This window comes from Streptomyces apocyni (genome assembly GCF_009739465.1).
In the GTDB taxonomy this organism is placed as follows: Bacteria; Actinomycetota; Actinomycetes; order Streptomycetales; family Streptomycetaceae; genus Streptomyces; species Streptomyces apocyni.
The window spans coordinates 125,502-147,350 of the sequence record NZ_WHOM01000036.1 but is presented as its reverse complement, the minus strand read 5'-3'; the positions used below and the strand labels follow the sequence as shown (position 1 = coordinate 147,350).

At 70.6% G+C, this 21,849-nt stretch carries 18 protein-coding genes and 1 pseudogene; 11 read left to right on the top strand and 8 right to left on the bottom strand.

All coding sequences use genetic code 11. The annotated features are described in order from the left end of the window. Positions 1-86: 86 nt before the first annotated feature. Positions 87-1,451 carry a nitrate/nitrite transporter gene (locus GCN81_RS04385; RefSeq protein WP_156722105.1) on the top strand — a complete coding sequence of 455 codons (1,365 nt, stop codon included), beginning with the start codon at positions 87-89 and terminating at the stop codon, positions 1,449-1,451. A gap of 121 nt (positions 1,452-1,572) precedes the next feature. Here the strand turns inward: GCN81_RS04385 and GCN81_RS04380 are convergent, their stop codons facing one another. The 3 genes from GCN81_RS04380 to GCN81_RS04370 all read right to left on the bottom strand — a co-directional run bounded on the left by GCN81_RS04380 (position 1,573) and on the right by GCN81_RS04370 (position 5,437). Further along, positions 1,573-2,352 (bottom strand): N-formylglutamate amidohydrolase, encoded by a 780-nt coding sequence (locus GCN81_RS04380; protein ID WP_156722104.1) that lies wholly within the window; start codon positions 2,350-2,352, stop codon positions 1,573-1,575. A gap of 32 nt (positions 2,353-2,384) precedes the next feature. Beyond that, positions 2,385-4,181 carry a hydroxysqualene dehydroxylase gene (locus GCN81_RS04375; protein ID WP_156722103.1) on the bottom strand — a complete coding sequence of 599 codons (1,797 nt, stop codon included), beginning with the start codon at positions 4,179-4,181 and terminating at the stop codon, positions 2,385-2,387. 194 nt (positions 4,182-4,375) lie between these two features. After that, entirely contained in the window at positions 4,376-5,437 is a 1,062-nt protein-coding gene (locus GCN81_RS04370) for an ATP-dependent DNA ligase (protein ID WP_156722102.1), read from the bottom strand. 100 nt (positions 5,438-5,537) lie between these two features. Here GCN81_RS04370 and ligD point away from each other — a divergent pair, with 100 nt between their 5' ends. Together ligD and GCN81_RS04360 are read left to right on the top strand one after the other, a co-directional pair. Then, positions 5,538-6,578, top strand: coding sequence for a non-homologous end-joining DNA ligase (ligD, locus tag GCN81_RS04365; protein ID WP_156722101.1), 1,041 nt, complete (start codon positions 5,538-5,540; stop codon positions 6,576-6,578). 88 nt (positions 6,579-6,666) lie between these two features. Then, positions 6,667-6,924: a WhiB family transcriptional regulator gene (locus GCN81_RS04360; RefSeq protein ID WP_407697940.1), complete on the top strand. Its 258-nt coding sequence runs from the start codon at positions 6,667-6,669 to the stop codon at positions 6,922-6,924. Positions 6,925-6,935: 11 nt separating this feature from the next. Here the strand turns inward: GCN81_RS04360 and GCN81_RS04355 are convergent, their stop codons facing one another. The 3 genes from GCN81_RS04355 to GCN81_RS04345 form a co-directional block, all read right to left on the bottom strand. Continuing rightward, entirely contained in the window at positions 6,936-7,913 is a 978-nt protein-coding gene (locus GCN81_RS04355; RefSeq protein WP_156722099.1) for an acyl-ACP desaturase, read from the bottom strand. A 132-nt stretch (positions 7,914-8,045) separates the two neighbouring features. Next, a complete protein-coding gene (ddaH, locus tag GCN81_RS04350; protein WP_156722098.1) occupies positions 8,046-8,828 on the bottom strand; it encodes a dimethylargininase in 783 nt (260 codons plus the stop codon). A 240-nt stretch (positions 8,829-9,068) separates the two neighbouring features. After that, complete coding sequence (locus tag GCN81_RS04345) at positions 9,069-10,709, bottom strand: ABC-F family ATP-binding cassette domain-containing protein (protein ID WP_156722097.1); 1,641 nt, start codon at positions 10,707-10,709, stop codon at positions 9,069-9,071. A 444-nt stretch (positions 10,710-11,153) separates the two neighbouring features. Here GCN81_RS04345 and GCN81_RS04340 point away from each other — a divergent pair. From GCN81_RS04340 to GCN81_RS04320, 5 genes and pseudogenes are all read left to right on the top strand, one after another. Further along, positions 11,154-11,445, top strand: a pseudogene (locus tag GCN81_RS04340) (IS5/IS1182 family transposase); the annotation flags it as partial. 145 nt (positions 11,446-11,590) lie between these two features. Continuing rightward, positions 11,591-13,060, top strand: a complete 1,470-nt coding sequence (locus GCN81_RS04335) for an ABC transporter permease (RefSeq protein ID WP_156722096.1) — start codon at positions 11,591-11,593, stop codon at positions 13,058-13,060. A 31-nt stretch (positions 13,061-13,091) separates the two neighbouring features. After that, a complete protein-coding gene (locus GCN81_RS04330) occupies positions 13,092-13,760 on the top strand; it encodes an ABC transporter ATP-binding protein (RefSeq protein WP_156722095.1) in 669 nt (222 codons plus the stop codon). A 135-nt stretch (positions 13,761-13,895) separates the two neighbouring features. Beyond that, complete coding sequence (locus GCN81_RS04325) at positions 13,896-14,633, top strand: response regulator transcription factor (RefSeq protein WP_156722094.1); 738 nt, start codon at positions 13,896-13,898, stop codon at positions 14,631-14,633. After that, positions 14,630-16,153 (top strand): sensor histidine kinase, encoded by a 1,524-nt coding sequence (locus GCN81_RS04320; RefSeq protein WP_156722093.1) that lies wholly within the window; start codon positions 14,630-14,632, stop codon positions 16,151-16,153. The genes GCN81_RS04325 and GCN81_RS04320 overlap by 4 nt, the downstream gene beginning before the upstream one ends. 130 nt (positions 16,154-16,283) lie before the next feature. Here GCN81_RS04320 and ssgD read toward each other — a convergent pair whose 3' ends face one another. Then, positions 16,284-16,700 carry a spore wall synthesis regulator SsgD gene (gene ssgD, locus GCN81_RS04315; RefSeq protein WP_156722092.1) on the bottom strand — a complete coding sequence of 139 codons (417 nt, stop codon included), beginning with the start codon at positions 16,698-16,700 and terminating at the stop codon, positions 16,284-16,286. Between the two features lie 211 nt (positions 16,701-16,911). Between ssgD and GCN81_RS04310 the strand changes: the two genes are divergently transcribed. Next, positions 16,912-18,030: a WD40/YVTN/BNR-like repeat-containing protein gene (locus GCN81_RS04310; RefSeq protein ID WP_231626365.1), complete on the top strand. Its 1,119-nt coding sequence runs from the start codon at positions 16,912-16,914 to the stop codon at positions 18,028-18,030. Between the two features lie 129 nt (positions 18,031-18,159). Beyond that, on the top strand, positions 18,160-18,951 hold the full coding sequence (locus GCN81_RS04305) for a hypothetical protein (protein WP_156722090.1): 792 nt from the start codon (positions 18,160-18,162) through the stop codon (positions 18,949-18,951). Between the two features lie 26 nt (positions 18,952-18,977). Here GCN81_RS04305 and GCN81_RS04300 read toward each other — a convergent pair whose 3' ends face one another. Beyond that, complete coding sequence (locus GCN81_RS04300) at positions 18,978-19,280, bottom strand: YciI family protein (RefSeq protein WP_156722089.1); 303 nt, start codon at positions 19,278-19,280, stop codon at positions 18,978-18,980. 341 nt (positions 19,281-19,621) lie between these two features. Here GCN81_RS04300 and GCN81_RS04295 point away from each other — a divergent pair, with 341 nt between their 5' ends. Beyond that, positions 19,622-21,817, top strand: a complete 2,196-nt coding sequence (locus tag GCN81_RS04295) for a hypothetical protein (protein WP_156722088.1) — start codon at positions 19,622-19,624, stop codon at positions 21,815-21,817. The last annotated feature ends 32 nt before the right edge of the window (positions 21,818-21,849 follow it).

Genomic DNA, 21,849 nt, shown 5'->3' with positions numbered 1-21,849 from the left:
AGCCACCACGGTCGGCGGGGGGAAACCTCCCGCCGCCAGGGTGAACACCACAGCAACCGCTCCTCCGACACCCTGGCAGGTCCCCTATGACCACCGTGGTCGACCCCAAGCCGCAACCTCCCGTACGCACCCGCGACATCGAAGACTGGCGGCCGGAAGACAACGCCTTCTGGGAAGAGGCCGGCGCCAAGATCGCCCGCCGCAACCTGGTCTTCTCGGTTATCTCCGAGCACATCGGCTTCTCGGTCTGGAGCCTGTGGTCGGTGATGCTCCTCTTCCTCGGACCGGAGTACGGCATCGACCCGGCCGGGAAGTTCACCCTCGCCGCCGTCCCGGCGGCGGTCGGGGCGGCGCTGCGGCTGCCGTACACCTTCGCGATCGCCACGTTCGGCGGCCGGAACTGGACCGTCTTCAGCGCGGGACTGCTCCTCGTCCCCACGATCCTGGCCGCGATCGTCCTCGAACCAGGCGTCAGCTACAGCACATTGCTGCTGGTGGCCTGTGTCGCCGGTGTCGGTGGCGGTAACTTCGCCTCCTCGATGGCGAACATCAACGCCTTCTACCCGCAGCGGCTCAAGGGCTGGGCACTCGGCATCAACGCGGGCGGCGGCAACCTCGGCGTGCCCGCCGTCCAGTTGCTCGGCCTGTTGGTGCTGGCCACGGCGGGTGCGGCCAACCCGCGGTTGCTCCCGCTCATCTACATCCCGCTGATCGTCCTGGCCGCACTCGGCGCCGCGTTCAAGATGGACAACCTCACCGCGATGCGCAACGACAAGCGGGCGATGCGCGACATCTGCAAAGAGCCGCACACCTGGATCATCTCCGGCCTGTACATCGGCACCTTCGGCTCGTTCATCGGCTTCAGCTTCGCCTTCGGCATGGTGCTCCAGATCCAGTTCAGCGACCAGTTCGACACCCCGCTCAAGGCCGCCTACCTCACCTTCATCGGGCCGCTGCTCGGCTCGCTGATCCGCCCGGTGGGCGGATGGCTGGCCGACCGTTACGGCGGCGCCAAGGTGACCCTGTGGAACTTCGCCGGGATGGCCGGCGGCGCCCTGGTGGTGCTCGTCGCCTCACTGCAGAAGTCGCTGCCGCTGTACATCGCGGGCTTCGTCTCGCTGTTCGTGCTCACCGGCATCGGCAACGGCTCGGTCTACAAGATGATCCCGGCCATCTTCCGCGCCAAGGCCAAGATCTCCGTCGGCGGCGGCATCGACGAGAACGAGGCGGAGAAGCGCTCGCGGCGGGGGGCCTCGGCGCTGATCGGGATCGCCGGATGCGTCGGAGCCTTCGGCGGCGTCCTGGTCAACATCGCCTTCCGGCAGTCCTTCCTCAGCACGGGCAACGCCAACACCGCGTACCTGATCTTCTGCCTCGCCTACGTGCTGTGCTTCGCGGTGACTTGGGCGGTCTATCTGCGGCCCTCGCCGCGTCGCCTCGCGGGGGTGTGAGCCTCGCCGCTTGAGGGACCCTGGCCGTCTGAGGTAACCGCCCGGCCGGACGCGGACTTCCCGTATCCGGCCGGGCGGTGCCATGCCGTCATCCGGCGTCCGTAGCCCGTAACACCCCAGGTCAGGACAGTGCGTCAACCAGCCGCGTCAGGGCTTCGGCCAGCGGCTCGATACCGGGGCCCGGGGCCCCACCGGGCTCGGCCATGTATCCGTCCCGGCGGATCTCGATCATCAGCGCGCTGACCCGGGCATCACGGCCGTAGTGCCGCAGCGGGACGTAGGTCCCCGCGAACGGGCTGTTCACCGCCGTGCCCCCACACTCCGCGAACGCCCGCCGCGCATGGGCGAGCAGCTCGTCGGACGTGTGGAAGGCATCGGTGCCCAGACAGACCGGCGGCCGCGCCCCCGCGCCATGCAGCTCGTACGGCAACGCCTTGCTCGGATACGAGTGGACGTCGATCAGTACGGCCCGCCCGGTCGCCGCCAGCCGGGCATCGACCGCGTCGGTGACCGCCTGGGCGTATGGCGTGAAGTAGGCGTCCAGCAGGGGCCGCGGGTCGGCGTCAGGTGGCCGCAACCGCGCACGGTGCGAGGTGTGCGTATACACCGCGCCCATCCCGACGGCCCGCATCTCCTCGCGCTCGTCGGGAAACCGCTCCGGGTCGACCACCAGCCGGGAGAGCCGGTTCACCAGCCGCCACGGAGTGACGCGTGCCGCCGCGGCGGCACGCTCCGCGAGGATGTCGGTGTGGGCGTCGGTGAGCTGGTCCAGCTCGTCCTCCAGCGCCGCGTCGTCCAGCAGGATGCCGCGGCGCACCGGCTCCGGGATGGTCCGCGCGGCATGCGGCACATGCAGCAGTACGGGGGAGTCCGGCGTGCCGGGCAGCAGCTCGAAGGGCATACGCGGCACCCTACGGAACCCTGGGGAACGGCTCACCCCAGATCGAACAGGTTACGCAGGCCAAGCCGGAAGCGCAGCCGGTCGTGCCGCTTGAAGGACTCCAGCTCCGGCGCCCTGAACAGCGGGATCACCGCGCACCGGGGCGCGCTCGAACCCACCTGGTCCAGCAGGGCGTTGACCGCCTCACGGGCCGAGGCGTTGGCGCCCTCCATGGTCGCGAGGTCGATGTCCACGGCCACGTAGTCCCCGGAGAGGAAGAGGTTGGGGATCTTCGTCTTCGCCGTCGGGCGGTGGTGGAGGGTGCCGACTGGGTGGATCAGCAGCTCGTCCTCGTTGGTCGGGTTCGGGGTGCCGATGCCGTCCACGCCGGGGTCGAGGAACCACGAGTGCAGCACGCTGTCCCGCAGCACGTTCTTCCCGGTGTCGTTCAGCGCGGCCTTGAGCTGCGCCCACACCTCGCGGGCGACCTCCTCCCGGGTGCACTTCTTGGCCGTCTTGCCGTACAGCATCCCGGGCTTGTCCCACTCGGAGATGTCCACCGAGAGACAGTCCCGCACGGTGCCGTCGCCGTAGTCGGCGGGGAAGTCGCGACCGGGCCAGTGCGTCGCCTGCGCGATCGCGGTCAGCGACCAGGGGGAGTCGACGCAGTTGAGGTGCCCGTGCAGGATCGGGGTGCGCTCGGTCAGGTAGAACTGGATGCCGGTCATCCAGTCCGTCTCCAGCTTGTCGCACCGCGCCAACTGCGGGTCGGCCGCCTTCAGTTCGGCGCTCCAGGTCGGCCGCGCGTGCTCCACCGGCATGGCCTGTACGTAGTGGTCGGCCGTGACGTTCCGGCGTACGCCGTCCGGGTCCTCGATGCTGACCGAGGTGATCCGCCCGTCGCCATACCTCAGCTCGCGCACGCTCCACCCGACCTTGAACTCCACGCCCAGGGACCTGAGATGCGTGACCCAGGGATCGATCCACGCCTCGTTCGTCGGCGCGTTCAGAATCCGGTCCGGCGGTCCGTCCGCGCCCCGGCCCAGCGCGTTGAAGACGAACGCCTCGCCGAGCGTGCCCACCGTACGGGTGCTGGCCTCCTCGGCCTTGGTCGCGACGATGTTCCGCGTCACGCCGACGGCCAGCAGCCGCTGGTACGTGTGCGACATCCGCTCCGCCCGGACGAAGTCCCACCAGGGCGTGGCCTCCCACTGCCGGTCACGCCGCTCGTCGCAGCTGGTGAGAAAGACGACCGCACGGTTCACGAAGTACGCGACCTCGTGCGCGGGCAGCCCCTTCGCCGCGTCCAGCAGGCCACGCAGGGCACGCCGGATGTCGTCGAGGGTGAGCTGGGCGGGCTGGTGGCCTGGCCAGGGGAGCGGGATGCGGAGATCCTCGTACCCGGTGCGCGCCATCATCATCTCCTTCGGCGCGACCAGGTTGTCCCACACGCCGTTGGCGTTCCCGGGAAACGGCGTACGGCGCATCGTGTCCGGGAGGTTGTGGTAGATCCCCGGAATGAACCGGAAGCCGTGCTCGGCGGGCAGCGGTCTGCGCCCGCCTTTCGCGCTGTCCGGTACGCCCATGGAGCGGGCCTTGCCGCCGAGCGCCCGGCGCTCGTAGACGGTCACGGCGAAGCCCCGTTCGGCGAGTTCGTGCGCGGCGGTCAGTCCGGCCACGCCGCCGCCGAGTACGGCCACGCTGTCCGCCGCGTGGCGTGCTTCGGCGCCGGGTGCCGCCGTGGCGGTCTGGGCCTTGCCCAGTGCGGCCACCGAGCCCGCCGCCACCGCCCCCGCCGTCGCTCCCGCCCCTGCCACGAATGTGCGTCGTGTGCTGCCCGCTCGCCCCATGCCCGACCCCTTACCGACGGTAACCTCGTGTCGGCGCAGGAGCATAGGGGCGCCCGCCGTTACCCGGAAGGCACGCGCGTACCCATTGGCGCGATTACGTCGGGCTGGCCGGTATACCCGGCTCCGGGCATGCCGGTACCTGGCTCAGGGCACGCCAGGACTTCGCTCAGGACATGCCAGTACCTGGCTTGGGGTCATGCCAGCACCTGGCTCAGGTCATAGCTGACCGGCTCCTCCAGCTGCGCGTACGTACAGCTGGCGGGAGTCCGGTCCGGGCGCCAGCGGCGGAACTGCGCGGTGTGCCGGAACCGCGCGCCGTTCTCCAGGTGGTCGTACGCCACTTCCGCCACCCGCTCCGGTCGCAAAGGCACCCACGACAGGTCCTTCTTGCCCGACCATCTGCTTGGCGCCCCCGGCAGCCGCGCCGATGCGTGCGCCGACTCCTCACCCCAGGCCGCCCACGGATGCCCGGCGGCCGACTCCATCCGCAGCGGCTCCAGCTCCGCGACCAGCTCCTCGCGGCGCTTCATCGCGAACGCCGCGCAGACCCCGACATGCTGAAGCACGCCCTCGGCGTCGTACAGCCCAAGGAGCAGCGAGCCCACCACAGGGCCGCTCTTGTGGAACCGGTACCCCGCCACCACCACATCCGCCGTCCGCTCATGCTTGATCTTGAACATCAGCCGTTCGCCGGGCCGGTACCGCAGATCCAGCGGCTTGGCGATCACCCCGTCCAGGCCCGCGCCCTCGTACTCGGTGAACCACTTCCCCGCGAGCTCCGGGTCCGTCGTGGCGGGCGCGACATGCACCGGCGCCGACACCTCGGCCAGCGCCGCCACCAGCAGGTCACGACGCTCCCTGAGCGGCACATCAAGCAGCGCGTCGTCATCGAGAGCCAGCAGATCAAAGGCCACCAACGACGCCGGGGTCCGCTCCGCCAGCACCTTCACCCGGGAGTCAGCGGGATGGATGCGCTCGGTCAGCGCGTCGAAGTCGAGCCGCCCCTCCCGCGCGATCACCAGCTCTCCGTCCAGCACACACCGCCGCGGCAGCCGCTCCCGCAGCGCCCCGACCAGCTCGGGAAAGTAGCGGGTCAGCGGCTTTCCGGTGCGACTGCCCAGCTCGATCTCGGCGCCGTCCCGAAACACGATCACCCGGAAGCCGTCCCACTTGCCCTCGTACTGCATACCGGGCGGGATCTTCGCCACGGACTTGGCGAGCATCGGCTTGACGGGCGGCATCACCGGAAGATCCATGGATCGATTCTGGGGCGTCACGCCACCACGCGCCCGATATGCGCACCCGATACACGCACCCGATATGCGGCAGCGTGGTGTCCCGCCTACCGTGGCTCGCATGGCGGGCAAAGCGGTGGAACTCGAAGCGGGAGGCCGCACGGTCCGGCTGTCCAGCCCGGACAAGGTTTTCTTCCCGGAGCGCGGGTTCACCAAGCTGGACCTGGCGCGGTACTTCCTGTCCGTCGGCGACGGCATCCTGCGCGCCCTGCGCGACCGGCCCACCACCCTGGAGCGCTACCCGGACGGGGTGGAGGGGGAGTCCTTCTACCAGAAGCGTGCCCCCAAGCACCTCCCCGACTGGATTCCCACCGGCACGATCTCCTTCCCCAGCGGCCGCACCGCCGACGAGATCTGTCCCACCGAGGTCGCCGCCGTCATCTGGGCCGCGCAGTTCGGCACCCTGACCTTCCACCCCTGGCCGGTACGGAGCGGGGCCCCCGACCACCCGGACGAACTCCGGATCGACCTGGACCCGCAGCCCGGCACCGCGTTCCCCGACGTCGTCCGCGCCGCCCACGAACTTCGCGCGGTGCTGGACGAGTTCGGCGGCCTGCGCGGCTGGCCCAAGACCTCCGGCGGCCGCGGCCTGCATGTGTTCGTACCGATCGAGCCGCGCTGGACGTTCGTCGAGGTGCGCCGGGCCCTGATCGCCTGCGGCCGTGAGCTGGAGCGCCGGATGCCGGACGAGGTCACCACGTCCTGGTGGAAGGAGGAGCGCGGCACGCGCATCCTGGTCGACTACAACCAGGCCGCCCGTGACCGCACCATGGCCTCCGCCTACTCCGTACGCGCCCACCCCCGCGCCCCGGTCTCCGCCCCGCTGAGCTGGGACGAGGTCGACCAGGTCGAGCCCCAGGACTTCGACCTCGGCACCATGCCGACCCGCTACGCCGAACTCGGTGACGTACACGCGGACATGGAGGAGCACGTGTACGGCCTTGAGGAGCTGCTCGAACTGGCCGACCGGGACGAGCGGGACCGCGGACTCGGCGACCTGCCGTACCCGCCCGAGTACCCGAAGATGCCGGGCGAGCCCAAGCGCGTACAACCGAGCCGCGCCAAACACGAGCCCGAGCCCGAGCCCGATCCCGGGTCTTAGTCTCCGCCCACGGGGAGGTCCGCGGCGCACCGGGGATGAGGTGGGCGTTCAGCGTTTGTTGATCGATCGTTTCGCGCGGCTCGGCAGGATGACGGCCATGCTCAGCGACACCACAGCCGCAGATGTCCCGGCCTGGCGGACGGAGGCGCTCTGCGCCCAGACCGGGCCCGAATTCTTCTTCCCGGAGCCCGGTGGCTCCGTGAGTGAGGCCAAGCGCCTCTGTATGGCGTGCGAAGGGCGCCCCGCCTGCCTGGAGTACGCCCTGACGCACGACGAGCGCTTCGGCGTCTGGGGCGGCCTCTCAGAGAAGGAGCGCCAGCAGCTACGGCGCACGGGGCGAAGCTAGGACGGGGGCGCTCAGCCCGCGGCGGCGCGGGCCGCGATGCGGGCCTTGCGGGCTTCCAGCTTCACGTCGAACTTCGTGGCTTCCGCGTCGAGCCCGCCCATGTACAGGCCCAGCTCCTCCTGCGCCTTGAGACCCTCGGGGCCGAGCCCGGTGATCTCCAGGACCTTCAGGAAGCGCAGCACCGGCTGGAGCACGTCGTCGTGGTGGATGCGCATGTTGTAGATCTCGCCGATCGCCATCTGCGCGGCGGCCCGCTCGAAGCCGGGCATCCCGTGTCCGGGCATCCGGAAGTTGACGACGACATCCCGTACCGACCGCATGGTCAGGTCGGGGGCGATCTCGAAGGCCGCACCGAGCAGGTTGCGGTAGAAGACCATGTGCAGGTTCTCGTCGGTGGCGATGCGCGCCAGCATCCGGTCACAGACCGGGTCACCCGACTGATGGCCGGTGTTCCGGTGCGAGATCCGCGTCGCCAGCTCCTGGAAGGCGACGTACGCCACCGAGTGCAGCATCGAGTGCCGGTTGTCCGACTCGAAGCCCTCCGCCATGTGCGCCATCCGGAACTGCTCGAGCTTGTCCGGGTCGACCGCCCGCGAGGCGAGCAGGTAGTCGCGCATCACGATGCCGTGCCGGCCCTCCTCGGCGGTCCAGCGGTGCACCCAGGTGCCCCACGCGCCGTCCCGGCCGAAGAGCGAGGCGATCTCGTGGTGGTAGCTGGGGAGGTTGTCCTCGGTCAGCAGGTTGACCACCAGGGCGGTCTTGCCGATGTCCGTGACCTTGGACTGCTGCGGGTCCCACGCCTCGCCGTCCTCGAAGAAACCGGGGAAGTTCCGCCCGTCCGACCACGGCACGTACTCGTGCGGCATCCAGTCCTTGGCGACCTTCAGGTGGCGGTTGAGCTCCTTCTCCACCACTTCCTCCAGCGCGTACAGGAGCCGGGCGTCGGTCCAGCTGTCCGAACTGCCGAGGTGGGGGGAGGTGACTGTCACGGGGGCTCCTGCGGGGACGGGAGAGTGCTACCTACGGATTCGTAGGTTACGAGACCGTAGGTTAAGTGCCCCGTAAAAGGGAAGCCCCGCCAGGGGTAATCCCTGCCCGTTTCATGCCGGTCTGTGGGTGTTTTATGTGTACAGATCCCGCAGCCGCACCGAGAGGCACGTCACACACCCCTCCAGCTTCTCGTACTCGCTGATGTCCACTGGCACCGGCTCATAGCCCAGATCCGCCAGCAGCTCCGCGGACCGTGGCGCACTCGCGGCGATCAGCAGTTTCGCGCCGCCCAGCAGCACCACATGCGCCCCCGACTCCTCGGGTACGGCGAGCAGGCGCGGGAACAGCGTGGTCAGCTCCGGGTTCAGCAGCGGTTCGTACCCGATGACCGTGCCGTCCGGCAGCGCGGTCACCGCCGACTTCAGATGCAGCACCTTCGACACCGGTACGGCGATGACCCGCGCCCCCAGCGGCTCGAAGGCCGCCCGCAGCTGCCGCACGCCGTCCGCGTTGGTCCGCCCGCCGCGCCCCACGTACACCGAGTCGCCGATCTTGAGGACATCGCCGCCGTCCAGCGTTCCGGGGGTCCAGACCCAGTTCACCGAGGCCCCGAGCTCGGCCACGGTGTGTTCCACCGCGATGGTCTCCGGGCGGCGGGACTCCGCGCCGGGCCGGGCGATCAGGGCGACATTGCGGAACATCACGACCGCGTCCTCGACGAAGACGCCGTCCGGACAGTCGTCGGCCGGGTCTACCTCGACCGTCTCCCAGCCGTGCGCGCGCAGCGTCGTGGCATAGGCGTGCCACTGCTCCAGCGCGCGGGCGGGGTCGACGACGGCGCGCTCGATGTGCGTGACCAGGCCTTCGGCGAGGCGCGGGCTCGGGCGGCGGATCAGGGCCTTCTTGCTGGACACAGTGTGATGACTCCGTATCGGCGGCAGTGTGGCGACGTGGTGGCGGCGGTGGTGGCGGACATCATGCAGGGCGTGCCCAGGTCGGGGAAACCCCGCGTCGCCCGACCGGGGTGTGCCCCTGAGTCGAGCATCCGCTCAGCTCAGGGGCGCGCCCGGCTCGCCCGGCCCACTCGCTCGGGCCACTCGCTCGGGCCACTCGTCCGGCGCGCCCGGCCCGGCGCGGCGCGCCGCTCTGTAGCCTCAGCTCGTCGCCATCGCCGTACGCACCTCCTCCGCCGTCGTGTCCCTGAGCTCACCGTCGAGCAGCAGCCAGCGCGTGATGCCGATCGACTCCAGGAACGGCAGATCGTGGCTGGCCACGATCAGCGCCCCCTCGTACGACTCCAGCGCCGACGTCAGCTGCTTGACGCTGGCCATGTCCAGGTTGTTCGTCGGCTCGTCCAGCATCAGCAGCTGCGGCGCGGGCTCCGCGAGCAGTAGCGCCGCGAGTGCCGCCCTGAACCGCTCGCCGCCCGACAGCGTCGCCGCCCGCTGGTCGGCCCGCGCCCCTTTGAACAGGAAGCGGGCCAGCCGCGCCCGGACGCGGTTGTTGCTGGCGTCGGGAGCGGACCGGGCCACGTTCTCCGCGACGGTCCGCTCCCCGTCCAGTACGTCGAGCCGCTGCGGCAGGAACCGCAGGGGTACGTGGGCCAGCGCCTCGCCCTCCGTCGGGGCGAGCTCGCCGCTGATCGTGCGCAGCAGCGTGGTCTTGCCCGCGCCGTTACGCCCGACCAGCGCGATGCGCTCGGGCCCGCGCAGCTCGAACTCGCCCCGCACCTGGGCCCCGTAGGCAAGCCGCAACTGACGCAGGGTCAGCACTGAGCGGCCCGGTGGCACCGCGGTGTACGGCAGGTCGACGCGGATCTCGTCGTCGTCCCGGACCGCTTCCACCGCTTCGTCGAGCCGCTCCTTCGCCTCGGTGAGCTTCTCCTCGTGCAGGATGCGGTGCTTGCCCGCCGACTCCTGGGCCGTGCGTTTGCGCATCTTCATCACCGCCCGGGGCTCGCGCTTCGTGTCGTACATCTTCTGTCCGTACCGCACCCGCCGGGCCAACTTGACATGTGCGTCGGTCAGTTCGCGCTTCTGCCGCTTGAGGTCGGCCTCAGCGACCCGCACCAAGCGCTCCGCGGCCTCCTGTTCGGTAGCCAGGGCCTCCTCGTACGCGCTGAAGTTGCCCCCGTACCAGGTGATCCGGCCGTCGCGCAGATCGGCGATCTGGTCGACCAGGTCCAGGAGTTCCCGGTCGTGACTGATCACGATCAGCACGCCCGACCAGGCCTCGACAGCGCTGTAGAGCCGCTGCCTGGCGTACAGATCCAGGTTGTTGGTCGGCTCGTCGAGCAGCAGGACATCGGGGCGGCTCAGCAGCAGCGCGGCCAGCCTGAGCAGCACCGACTCGCCGCCGGACACCTCACCGATGGTGCGGTCGAGCCCGATGTGCCCGAGCCCGAGCTGGTCCAGGGTCGCCACGGCGCGCTCCTCGACGTCCCAGTCGTCGCCGACGGCGGTGAAGTGCTCCTCGCCGACGTCGCCCGCTTCGATGGCGTGCAGCGCGGCGCGGCGCGCGGCGATACCGAGTGCCTCGTCGACCCGTAGCTCCGTGTCCAGGGTGACGTTCTGCGGCAGGTATCCGACCTCGCCCGCCAGGCGCACCACGCCGTCGGCAGGCGTGAGTTCACCCGCGATCAGCTTCAACAGGGTGGACTTTCCCGAGCCGTTGACGCCGATCAGGCCGGTTCTGCCCGGACCGAAGGCCACTTGGAGGTCATCGAAGACCTCGGTGCCGTCCGGCCAGGCGAAGCTGAGCGAGGTGCAGGTGAGAGAAGGGGGGAAGGTAGACATACGGGCCTCCGGCGCGCGCTGGAATGGTCAGGGGCAACGCGGGACGAGACACCGAGGCGTGGCGACAGCCGAGCGGATCGGGATCGGGAAGACGCCCTCCTAGGGGGCAAAAGAGAAAACCCGTTCCGCTTCAGGACGGCTCGACAGCCGAGGTCGCACACGACGCACACAGAACGCAGGGTCACTTGGAGCACTTCACTGCGATGCGGCGGTGTCTCAAGACCTCAGACGAGCAACGTCCTACTCCTATCGGCGGCAACAGGTACCCCTGCACTGTAGGAGGAGGCCGCCAGCGACGGCAACCGGGTTTTCTCGCCAGATGTACAGACGTGCCGGACGTAGGTGTTGGATTCTCGCCAGACCTGGCCTTCCGGCGCTGCTTGGCTGTCCCGTATGACGAACCTCAAGGCCCAGGCCCAGGCCCAGGCCGTGCCTCGCCGCCGTGGACGCCCCCGCACCAGGTCGGACATGGTCCTGGCCGACAAGGCGTACTCCTCGCGCGAGATCCGCATCCACCTGCGCTGACGCGGTTATCCGCGCGGTGATCCCGGAACGGGCCGACCAACGGGCCAACCGGGTGCGGCGCGGAAAAGCCGGTGGCAGACCGCCTGCCTTCGACCGGGAGGCGTACAAGCAGCGCAACACCGTCGCACGGTGCATCAACCGCCTCAGGCAGTGGCGTGGCATCGCCACCCGTTACGAGAAGACCGCGACCATTTACCTGGCCGGACTCCACAGCGCGGGCATTTTTTCTCTGGTCCGCCTGATGACCCGAAGGACGTCATCGCGGGCCAGGTGCGGTGTCCGTTGCGGTGAGACTCTCGGTGTTCTCTCACGTAACGCTCACGGTGCTGCCAGGCCGCCCGCCTAGCGTGCGGCCCATGTTCTTCACCTATCTGCGTCGCGAACTGCGCCGCCGGAGGAAGTCGGCGCTGGTCGTCGCTTCCGGGCTGGCTCTCGGTATCGCTCTTGTCATCGTGGTCAACGCTGTCTCGACCGGCATGGGGAAGGCCCAGGACCAGGTCCTGGAATCCCTCTACGGGCTCGGTACCGACATGACCGTCACCAAGGCCCCGGAACCAGCCTCGGAGGACGGCAGCGGGCGGCCGCGGTTCCGCTTCGACGCCGGTGGCGACGGGGAGGATGGTGAGCGGCAGAGCAGTGACCGGGTCATGGTGCAGGGCCTGCAGACCCTGGACGCCGCCGCGGTCTCGTCCGTGGCGAAGGCGGACGGTGTGGCGAACGCCGTGGGCGGGCTCAGCCTCAATGTGGTGAAGGTCGACGGTGAGTTCAGTCGCGGCCAGTTCCAGCAGCGGCCGGGCGCTGGGCGGGGCGGCGGCTCGGATGGTGAGGTGACGGGCGGCGGCGCCGACTTCTCCATCGACAGTTTCACCGTGTACGGCACCGACGTCGCGCATCCGGGGATGGGACCGATGTCTTCCTCGGAGATCACCGACGGGCGCGGCTTCGAGACGTCCGAGGCATCGGCGAAGGTTGCCGTGGTGGACAACGCCTACGCCAAGGAGAAGAAGCTCACCACCGGTGACACGGTCACGGTGAGCGACACCAAGTTCGAGATCATTGGCGTGGCCACCGCGACCAGCGGGGACTCCGCCGCCAACGTCTATCTGCCGCTCGCCCAGGCCCAGGCCCTGGCCGACGTCAAGGACAAGATCACCACTGTCTACGTGCAGGCCAACGACACGCAGCAGCTCGGTGCGGTGGAATCCGCAGTACTCAAGGCCGTTCCGGACGCCACCGTGACCACCTCCGAGGACCTGGCGGACACCGTCTCCGGGTCCCTGTCCACCGCGTCCGGCCTCGCCGAGACGGTCGGCCGCTGGCTGTCCGTGGTGGTCCTGGCCGCGGCGTTCCTGGTCGCCGGCCTGCTCACCTCGTCCGCCGTCGCCCGGCGCGTCCGGGAGTTCGGCACCCTCAAGGCACTGGGCTGGCGCTCGCGCCGGGTCACCGGGCAGGTCGTCGGCGAGGCCGTCGTGACGGGCCTGGTCGGTGGCGCCATGGGCATCGGGCTGGGCCTGGTCGGCGCGTGGGCGGTCACCGCCTTCGGGCCCTCGCTCTCCGCGGAGCTGGGCGCTTCCGGCGGCGGCATGCGCGGCCCCGGCGGGGGAGGCGGCATGGGCGGTCCCGGTGGCGGCCTGGGCGGTGGCCCCGGCGGCGCACGGGAAACCGCCGCACGGACGCTGGATGTGGTCCTCTCCGCGCCGGTCAGCCTCTCCGTGATCATCCTGGCCGTCGGGCTAGCCGTCGCGGGCGGCCTCGTCGCCGGGGCCTTCGGCGGGTGGCGTGCCTCCCGGCTCCGCCCCGCCGACGCCCTCTCCCGCGTCGCCTGACCGGCCCTCGTCCCTCTTCGCAGGAGCAACCATGTACGAACTCACCGGCGTCACCCGGCGCTACACCCGCGGCAAGGGCGTCGTCGACGCGCTCGCCGGAGTGGACCTCACCATCACCGCAGGCGACTACCTGGTCATCAAGGGCCCCACCGGCGGCGGCAAGTCGACCCTCCTGCAGATGCTGGGCGGCCTGGACCGGCCGACCTCCGGCAGTGTGCTGCTCGACGGTGTCGACCTGGCGAAGCTGCCCGAGGCCCGTCTGACCCGCCTGCGCAGCGAGAAGATCGGCTTCGTCTTCCAGAGCTTCAACCTCATCCCGACCCTGACCGCCCAGGAGAACGTCGAAACGGCCCTCGTGCCGCTGGGCGTCAAGTCGAAGGATCGGCGCGAACTGGCCGCCGAGGCCCTCTCCTCGGTGGGACTGGGAGAGCGGCTGGGCCACGTGCCGGGCGAGCTGTCCGGCGGCCAGCAGCAGCGGGTGGCCATCGCCCGGGCACTGGTCAAGAAGCCGCAGGTACTGCTCGCGGACGAGCCGACGGGCAACCTCGACGAGTCCACCCGCGACGAGATCATGGACGTCCTGCAGACCCGCTGCAAGGAGGACGGACTCACCTTCATCATGGTCACGCACGACTCCCACCTGGCCAAGCACGCACCCCAGGTGGTCACGCTCCGCAAGGGCGCCCTGTCGTCGTCCTGACACAACCTGCTTTGCTCCCGCACCGGGCCCGGCGCGTCCCCACGCCGACGGCGCGCCGGGCCCGGCGCGGGATAGCCTCCTGGCGGGGACGGCGGGTGCCGGGACCCTGGTGAGAGAACGGATCGTAGTGCCGATATGACCGAGCGGACCGAAGAGAAGCGGCAGCACCGGCTTCTCGTCGTCGAGGACGAGCCCAGCATCCGCACGCTGCTCGAATCGACGCTGAGTCTCACCGGCTATGAGGTGCGGAGCACGGACACGGGGGCCGCCGCGCTGGCCGAGGCCGCGCGCATGCTGCCCGACCTGATCCTGCTGGACATCATGCTGCCCGACCTCGACGGCTACGAGGTGACCCGTCGGCTGCGCGCGACCGGCAACCTGGTGCCCGTTCTGCTCCTCACCGCCCGCACCGGCGTGGACGACCGCATCAAAGGGCTGAGCGTCGGCGCCGACGACTACGTCACCAAGCCCTTCAACATCGAGGAAGTACTGCTCCGTATCCAGGCCATCCTGCGAAGGACGCTCGGCTCCGACGCCCTGCTGCCGGACACCGTCGTGCGCTATGCCGACCTCGAGCTCGACGAGAGGGCACACGAGGTGCACCGGGCCGGCCAGTACGTACAGCTCTCGCCGACCGAGTTCAAGCTGCTGTCGTACCTCATGGACAACGCTGGCCGGGTCGTGAGCAAAGCCCAGATCCTCGACCATGTGTGGCAGTACGACTTCGCGGGCGACACCCGCGTGGTCGAGACCTACATCAAGTACCTGCGGAAGAAGATCGACCGCTTCGACCCGCCGCTCATCCACACCGTCCGGGGCGTGGGCTACAGCCTGCGGGTGCCGCGCGCGAGCCACGGAATAGCGGAGCGTTGACCGGCCTCCGCGCGCCCCGCTCGCTGCGCCGGCGTCTCGTCCTCGGAGTCACCGCGCTGGCCACCCTGGCCGTGCTGGCCGCCGAGCTGATCGGCTTCGTCGTCCTGCGGTCCTGGCTCCTCGACGGCGTCGACCAGCGGCTCGCCGACTTCCGGCCCACGCCCGCCTCCGCCTTCCTCGACACGCGCCGCCCCGGCAAGCCGGAACGCGAGGCGCTGCCCTCGGACTTCCGCGTCTACTTCTACGACGCCCGCGGCAACCGCCTGCCCCAGAAACTCGGCTTGGACGACGAGCCGGGCCCCCAGCTCCCCGACAGCATCGACCGCCTCCTGCCCACGGAAGGCAGCCCGGTCTCGGTGGCAGCCGACACCGGAGACGGAAACTGGCGCGTCCTGCGCCGGGACGGACCACGCGACCTGACCGTCGTCATCGCCTTGCCGCTCGACACCGTGGACGGGGCCACGTCAAAGATCCTCTGGCTGAACGGCCTGCTGCTCATCATCACCGTGGCAGCCTTGTGGGTGCTGGGCCGTGAGGTGGTCCGGCTCAGCCTGCTGCCGCTGACCCGCATGGAGCGCACCGCCGAGGCCATCACCGCCGGGCAGCTCGACCTACGGCTGCCCGACACCGACCCGCAAACCGAGATCGGACGGCTCGGCACCGTACTGAACACCATGCTCGACCGACTCCAGCAGGCCCTGCACGAGCGCGAGACGTCGGAGACACGGCTGCGCCGCTTCGTCGCCGACGCCGGACACGAACTGCGCACCCCGCTGACCGCCATCCAGGGATTCGCCCAGCTCGCGCTGCGCTCCGACCGCCGCACCACGAGCGAGCGGCAGGAAGCCGACCGGCACATCGCCCAGAACGCCGAACGGATGAGCCTGCTTGTCGACGACCTCCAACTACTCGCCCAACTGGACCGGCACCCCGACTACCAGCAAGAACACGTGGACCTGCTGTCCCTGGCAGCAGACGCGGTGAGCTCAGCAGCCCTGCAACGACCGGGACACCCCGTGAGCCTGTCCCCCCTACGCGAGCGCCCCACCGACACCAACACCGATGCGGAGGAAGGGGAACTGGACGTGGTGGAAGTCGTGGGAGATCCCCACCGTCTCCGGCAGATCGTTGAGAACCTACTGTCGAACGCCCACACCCACACCCCGCCCGGCAGCCGCATCCACGTCCGCGTGGGTGCGGGCCGCGCAGGTGCCCGCACCGGTGGCACGCACGCACCGGGACGCATCAGCATGGCACCGTCCTTCCCGGCCGGAACCCGGGTCGCCGTCATCGAGGTCGAGGACGACGGCCCGGGACTGCCTGCCGCCGACGCGGCACGCGTGTTTGAGCGCTTCTACCGGGTGGACCCCGCACGCACCCGGGCACGAGGCGGCTCCGGCCTGGGCCTGGCCATCGCCACCGCCATCGCCGAGGGTCACGGAGGACGCCTCGAACTCGACACGGGCCAAGACCGCGGCGTCACCTTCCGCCTCGTCCTGCCACTCCCTCCAGCGAGCTGATCGCGCGGCCCGAGCAATGCGACCGGCCGACAGAACGCTCTGGCAGGACGCCACAGCGCAGACACCTTCCTCTGGTCCACCCCATGAACCAAACGAATCCGCCTGGGCCCCAGGCATTACACCCAGGTCGTCAGCAGGCGTCGCGCATGAGCTCCGCGAGGTCCTCGTCCAGGTCAAGCAGCAGGTGTTCGTGCCCCAGCGGCACCAGCGTCGCGGCGCGCTTCAGGAACTGGCGCAGCTCGGCGGTGTGCACATGCACCACCGCGGTGCCTTCGGGTGCGTGGAACTCCAGCACGGTCCGGTCGTAGCCGTACGGCCGGACCCGTACGTCGCCGTCGCCCGCCGGGCCCTCGATACCGACCGTGAGCAGCTCACGGGCGAACGCCCAGGACACCTCCACACCCTCCAGCGTCGCGGGAGCGGGGAACGCCATCCGTACGGCGAACGGGTCGTGGGAGTCGTAGTGGAGCGTCGCGGGAATGGTCGCCATGCGTGGTGCGGCGGCGACGAGGCGCGCCTCGACCGCTTGCTCGATGACAGTGGTCAACGCCTGCTCCCTTACGACAGCTGGTGCGGATGCTACGGCCGGTAACCGGATACGGCCTGGTACCTGCTTAGACGGCGGAATGGCGGATTCCGTGCACACCGGCGGAGGTGAGCTGTGTCACCGAGGCAGGCACCCTGGACGCTGCCCGTGGACTCGGCTAGCTTCGCCGCCCATGAGGGGACTGGGGAAGACGAGACCTGTGCGCCGCTTGATGGCCTTAGCGACGTGCGGAGCGGCGCTCGCCGCCGCACTGACCACACCAGCATCGGCCGCACCCACCGCACCTGCTGATGCCGCCGCACCCGCCGAATCCGCCGCACCCGGCGAATCCGTCGCACGCGCTGAGACCAGGTGGCCCGGCTGGCAGCTCACCCACACCGGCACCGACGTCCGCTTCCGCGGTCTCGCCGCTGTCAGCAAGCGCACCGCCTGGGCCGCGGGCTCTGGCGGCACCGTGCTGCGTACCACCAACGGCGGCCGTAGCTGGCGGGATGTCTCACCGCCGGGTGCCGTGGACGAGCGACTGGAGTTCCGCGACATCGAGGCCTTCGACGGCCGTCGCGCGGTGGTGCTGGCGATCGGCGAGGGCGAAGCGTCCCGGATGCTGCGCACCGAGGACGGCGGCACCACCTGGACCGAGTCCTTCCGCAACACCGAGCCGCGGGCGTTCTACGACTGCCTCACCTTCTTCGACCGCAGACACGGGCTCGCCATGAGCGACCCCGTGGACGGCAGGTTCCGCATCCTGTCCACATCCGACGGCGGCCGCTCCTGGAAAGTGCTGCCCGATGACGGCATGCCCCCGGCCCTGGAGGGCGAGGCCGGATTCGCCGCGAGCGGCCAGTGCCTGGTCAGCTCCGGACCCCGGGACGTCTGGCTGACCACCGGCGGCGGCTCCCACGCGCGCGTGCTGCACTCCGGCGACCGTGGCCTGACCTGGACCGCGACGAAGGCGCCGATCCCGGCCGGGGAACCCGCGCGCGGGGTCTTCGCCGCGGCCTTCCAGGGCCGTACGCACGGCATCGTGGTCGGCGGCGACTACCGCACCGGCCACGCGTCGCCGCGGGCCGCGGCCCGCAGCGCCAACGGCGGCCGCACCTGGACACCGTCCGCCACACCGCCACCCGCCTACCGCTCCGGCGTCACCTGGCTGCCGCACAGCAGGTCGGCCGCGCTGGCGGTCGGCCCCACCGGCACCGACCTGACCACGGACGGCGGCCGCACCTGGCGGACGGTCGACACCGGCTCGTACGACACGGTCACCTGCACCCGGGACCGCGCGTGCTGGGCCTCGGGCGAACAGGGCCGCATCGCCCGGCTGCGCACCTGACCCCGCAGAGCCAGCCCCGGCGATCCGTCCGGTGGCGCGACACCCTGCCGTCGGCGGCCCCGCGTTGGCATAATCGCCCCCCGGGCCGCCGCGACAGGCAGGGCGCAACGAGCAGGGGAGCAGCGGGAGATGGCGGCGACAGGGTTCTCCATCGAGGTGGACGGCAGCAGCGGAGCGCACGCCGGGCGCTGGGCCGAAGGCAGCTCGCTGATGGTGCTGCCCGACGCCGAGCACCGCGCCGAGAACGCGGCGGCGTACATCGAACTGGTCGAGCCGGGCAACGTGTTGTCCCCGGCGGTATCCCGCACCCCCGCCCCCACCCGCGCCACCCGACCCCCGACAGACCCCTCCGCCCGGCAGGTGACCGTCGCGGAGGTCGAGGCGCGGATGCGGACCCTCACCCGAACCGGCGAGATGCACCCGCTCTTCGTGCTGCGCGACGCCGACCAGCGGGCCCTGTGCTCCGTACGACCGGAGCCGCTCCCCAAGGGCGAGCCCCGTTGGTTCACCGTCCTGGACGAGCACCTGGACGTCCTGGCCACGATCGACCGTGGCCGCCCCCACCGCTTCGGGCGCTACCGCTGGCGGATCGAGTTCGCCGACGGCCGCACGCCGCTGATCGGATACAAGGGTGGCTGGCCGGACTGGCTCGGCTTCGTGCTGTTGCTGCCCCTCTGGTGCCTGTTCTTCGCCGTGTCGCTGCTGGTCGCGCTCGTCACCCTCAGCGAAGGCGTCGGGCTCACGGTGTGGAGCTGCCCCAAGCACATCGCCTGGCGCCCGCGCGGTGCGTGGCCTTTCGCGCGGGCCGCCCTGGAGTTCCGCCATATGAGCGCGGGTTACCGCTACCGCGCCGACCAACTGGACCCACGTATCGCCTACGCGCAGGCAGCGGTCCACCAGTTCGCCCAGCTCAGAGGCTAGGGCGAGAGCTGGATCTGGATCTGGAGCTAGGGCTGGGGCTGGGGCTGGCGGTACGCGGCCAGGTCCGGGGCCGTCTTGGTCGCGATGAACTCCGTGACGCGGTACGCGCACACCCCCGCGACGCTGAACGGGTCTGCCGCGGCGATCTCCTCGATGCGGGCGCGGTCCTCGCCGACCGCCAGGATGACTCCGCCGTCCCGCGGGTTTTTCCGACCCGATGCGATGAAGACCCCGGACGCGTAGTGCTCGTCGAGCCAGGAGATGTGCGCGGCCATCTCTTTCTCCACGTCGGACAGGGGTGCGGTGTAGGTCAGCTCAAGTACGAACATGATCCCGAGGCTACCTGCCAGCCGTTCCGCCGCCGTGCCGCGGCGCCCCGTCGCACATCCGTTACCTTCTACTCCCAGGAAATTCTCATCTGGGTGCGGCACATTGGGAGCATGTCTTTCCTCGTTCCTGTATGTCCGAACTGCGGCCGGGTGCGCTGTATATGCCCCACCCGGACGGTCGTCGCGCTCTTCACCGAGCGCCCCGCCGATGCGGCTCTCCAGCAGGGTCAGCTCGGCCAACACCTTCCAGACCGTGGCCGAAATATGGCGGCGGCTACGGCATAGCCCTGCGAGACTTCGACTGGCAGCCGTGACCAGAGCGGACGGGGGTGTGCTGCCGGGTGCACTCGGTTTCCAACAGCATGTCGGGCGGCAACGCCCAGACGATTGTCCAGGCGCAGTACGCCACGCTCGTCCAGCAGGCCCAGGTGCGGCCATCGTGCATCCCGCGCATGCAGCCCGCGCCACCGGACGGGTTCGTCGACCGGGAGCTGATCCGTGCGCGCCTGGACGCGCTCACCGACGGTCTCGGCGCCCGCACCTCGGCGCAGGTCGTCGTGATCACCGGGGCGCCCGGCGTCGGGAAGTCGGGGGTGGTGCTGTACTGGGTCGCCGAGCGGTCAGCGGACTTTCCCGGTGGGGTGTTCTACGTGGACATGAGCCCGCGCGGAGAGCTGCACCCGAGCGACACGGCCGGTGTGCTGGAGGCGTTCATCGGCCTCCTGGGCATTCCGCGTGACGAACTGCCTGCCGGTGTACTGGCGTTGGGCTCCTACTTCCGCTCGCTCACTTCGCATGCTCCCTGCCTGGTCGTCCTGGACGGCGTCGTCAACGCCGCACAGGTTCCACCGCTGCTGCCGGGCCATCCCGCGAGCCTGGTCCTGGTCACCAGCCGCCAACTGCTGGGCCGCCTCCGCGCCGCCCTGCCGTCCAGACCGGTGTACGTGCCGGTCGACGGCCTGGACGACGCCGCGTGCGCGGAACTGTTCCGGTACGCCGCTGACGCCACGGGAGCCGAACAGCCCGGGGACGGCGAGCTGTTGCGCGCCGTGATCCCCGCCTTCGGCGGGCTGCCGCTCGCCGCGCGTATCGCGGGGGCCCGCGCCGCCGATCCGCTGGACGGCGGACTGGACGCGCTGGCCCGGCAGTTGACCGGTCGCCGCTCGCTGCTGGAGGCGCTGGCCATGCCCGACGAGCCGTCCGCGGATGACGCCGCCTTCGAGGTGACCGCGGTGTTCGAGGTGTCCTACCGTGCCCTGGACGCGCCAGCGGCCAGGGTCTTCCGGGCACTCGGCCTCAATCCCACCCCCGAGTTCGCGGACGAGCTGGTGGACGCACTTGCGGGCGGCGCTGAGCAGGGGGCCCGGATCAGACGCACCCTGCTGGATGGCAGTCTGCTCGAACGACGGCTCCAGGGGCGGTGCCGGATGAATCGCCTGGTGCACGAGTACGCGAGGGAACTCGCCCAATCGGCGCCCACACCAGACGGGGGCGTTGACGAGGCCACCGAGGTCGGATCGACCCTGGCGGCGTGGTATCTGTGGCGCGCGGCGGCCGCCGAGCACCTGGTATCCAAGCGCTGGCGCATCGGCGCGGTGTTCACCGAACCCGACTTGCTCAGCGAGGTGTTCAGCTCCGAGGAGGAGGCGCTGGACGCGGTGGAGGCGGACCGCGAGAACGCCGTCGCGGTGGCCGGTCTCGCGCTGCGGGCCCAGCGGTACGGACAGGTTTGCGAACTGGTCGAGGCGCTGCGCGGGGTCTTCTTCCGCCGTAAGCACCACACGCTGTGGGTCGAGGTGTGCGGCCTGGGAGTGGAGGCGGCGACCCGGCGCTTGGAACTGCCCACGCCGCCTGCCGACGCGCTCCTGGTCTCTGCCCGTATGCACTACGAACTGGCCTTCGCCCACTTCGACCAGGGCGGCGACCCGGTAGCGGCAGCGCGGCACTACGAGGCGGCACGCGAGGCGGCACGGCGCGCGCGGCACGCCCGTACCGAATCGACCGCGCTGGAGGGGCTTGGTCTGGTCGCCCTCGCGCAGGACCGCCCCGAGGCGGCCGCGGACCTGTTCGGGCAGGCCATCGACGCGCTCGGCGATCTCGACCACGCGCGCGGCCGGGCGCTGCTCACCTACCACCGGGGCCGGGCCGCGAGCGCCGCTGGCCACCACGAGGAGGCCGCCGGGCTTCTCGTGGCGGCGCGCCGCCAGTTCGCCGATCTCCCCACGCCCGACCGCTACAACGAGGCCCGCACGCTGACCCGCCACGCGGAGTCCGCCCTGGCGGCGGGCCACCCCGACCAGGCCGTCACCCTGCTGACCGAGGCTCTGGACCTGTTCCAGGGCCGCGGTGCCCCCAAGGAGGAGGCGGATGCCCGCCTCCTCCGAGGAGACGCTCACGTGGCCCAATCAGCCACCGAAGAAGCCCGCGAGGACTGGCAGATGGCGCTCAACGCCTACACCGGCATCGGCAGCCTCCGCGCCGCGGAGGCCCGCGCGAGGCTCGCCGGGCCGGAACGGCGCGGCGGCGCGGGCACCTGAGCCTTCCCCGACCCGACCCGACCTGTCCCGCG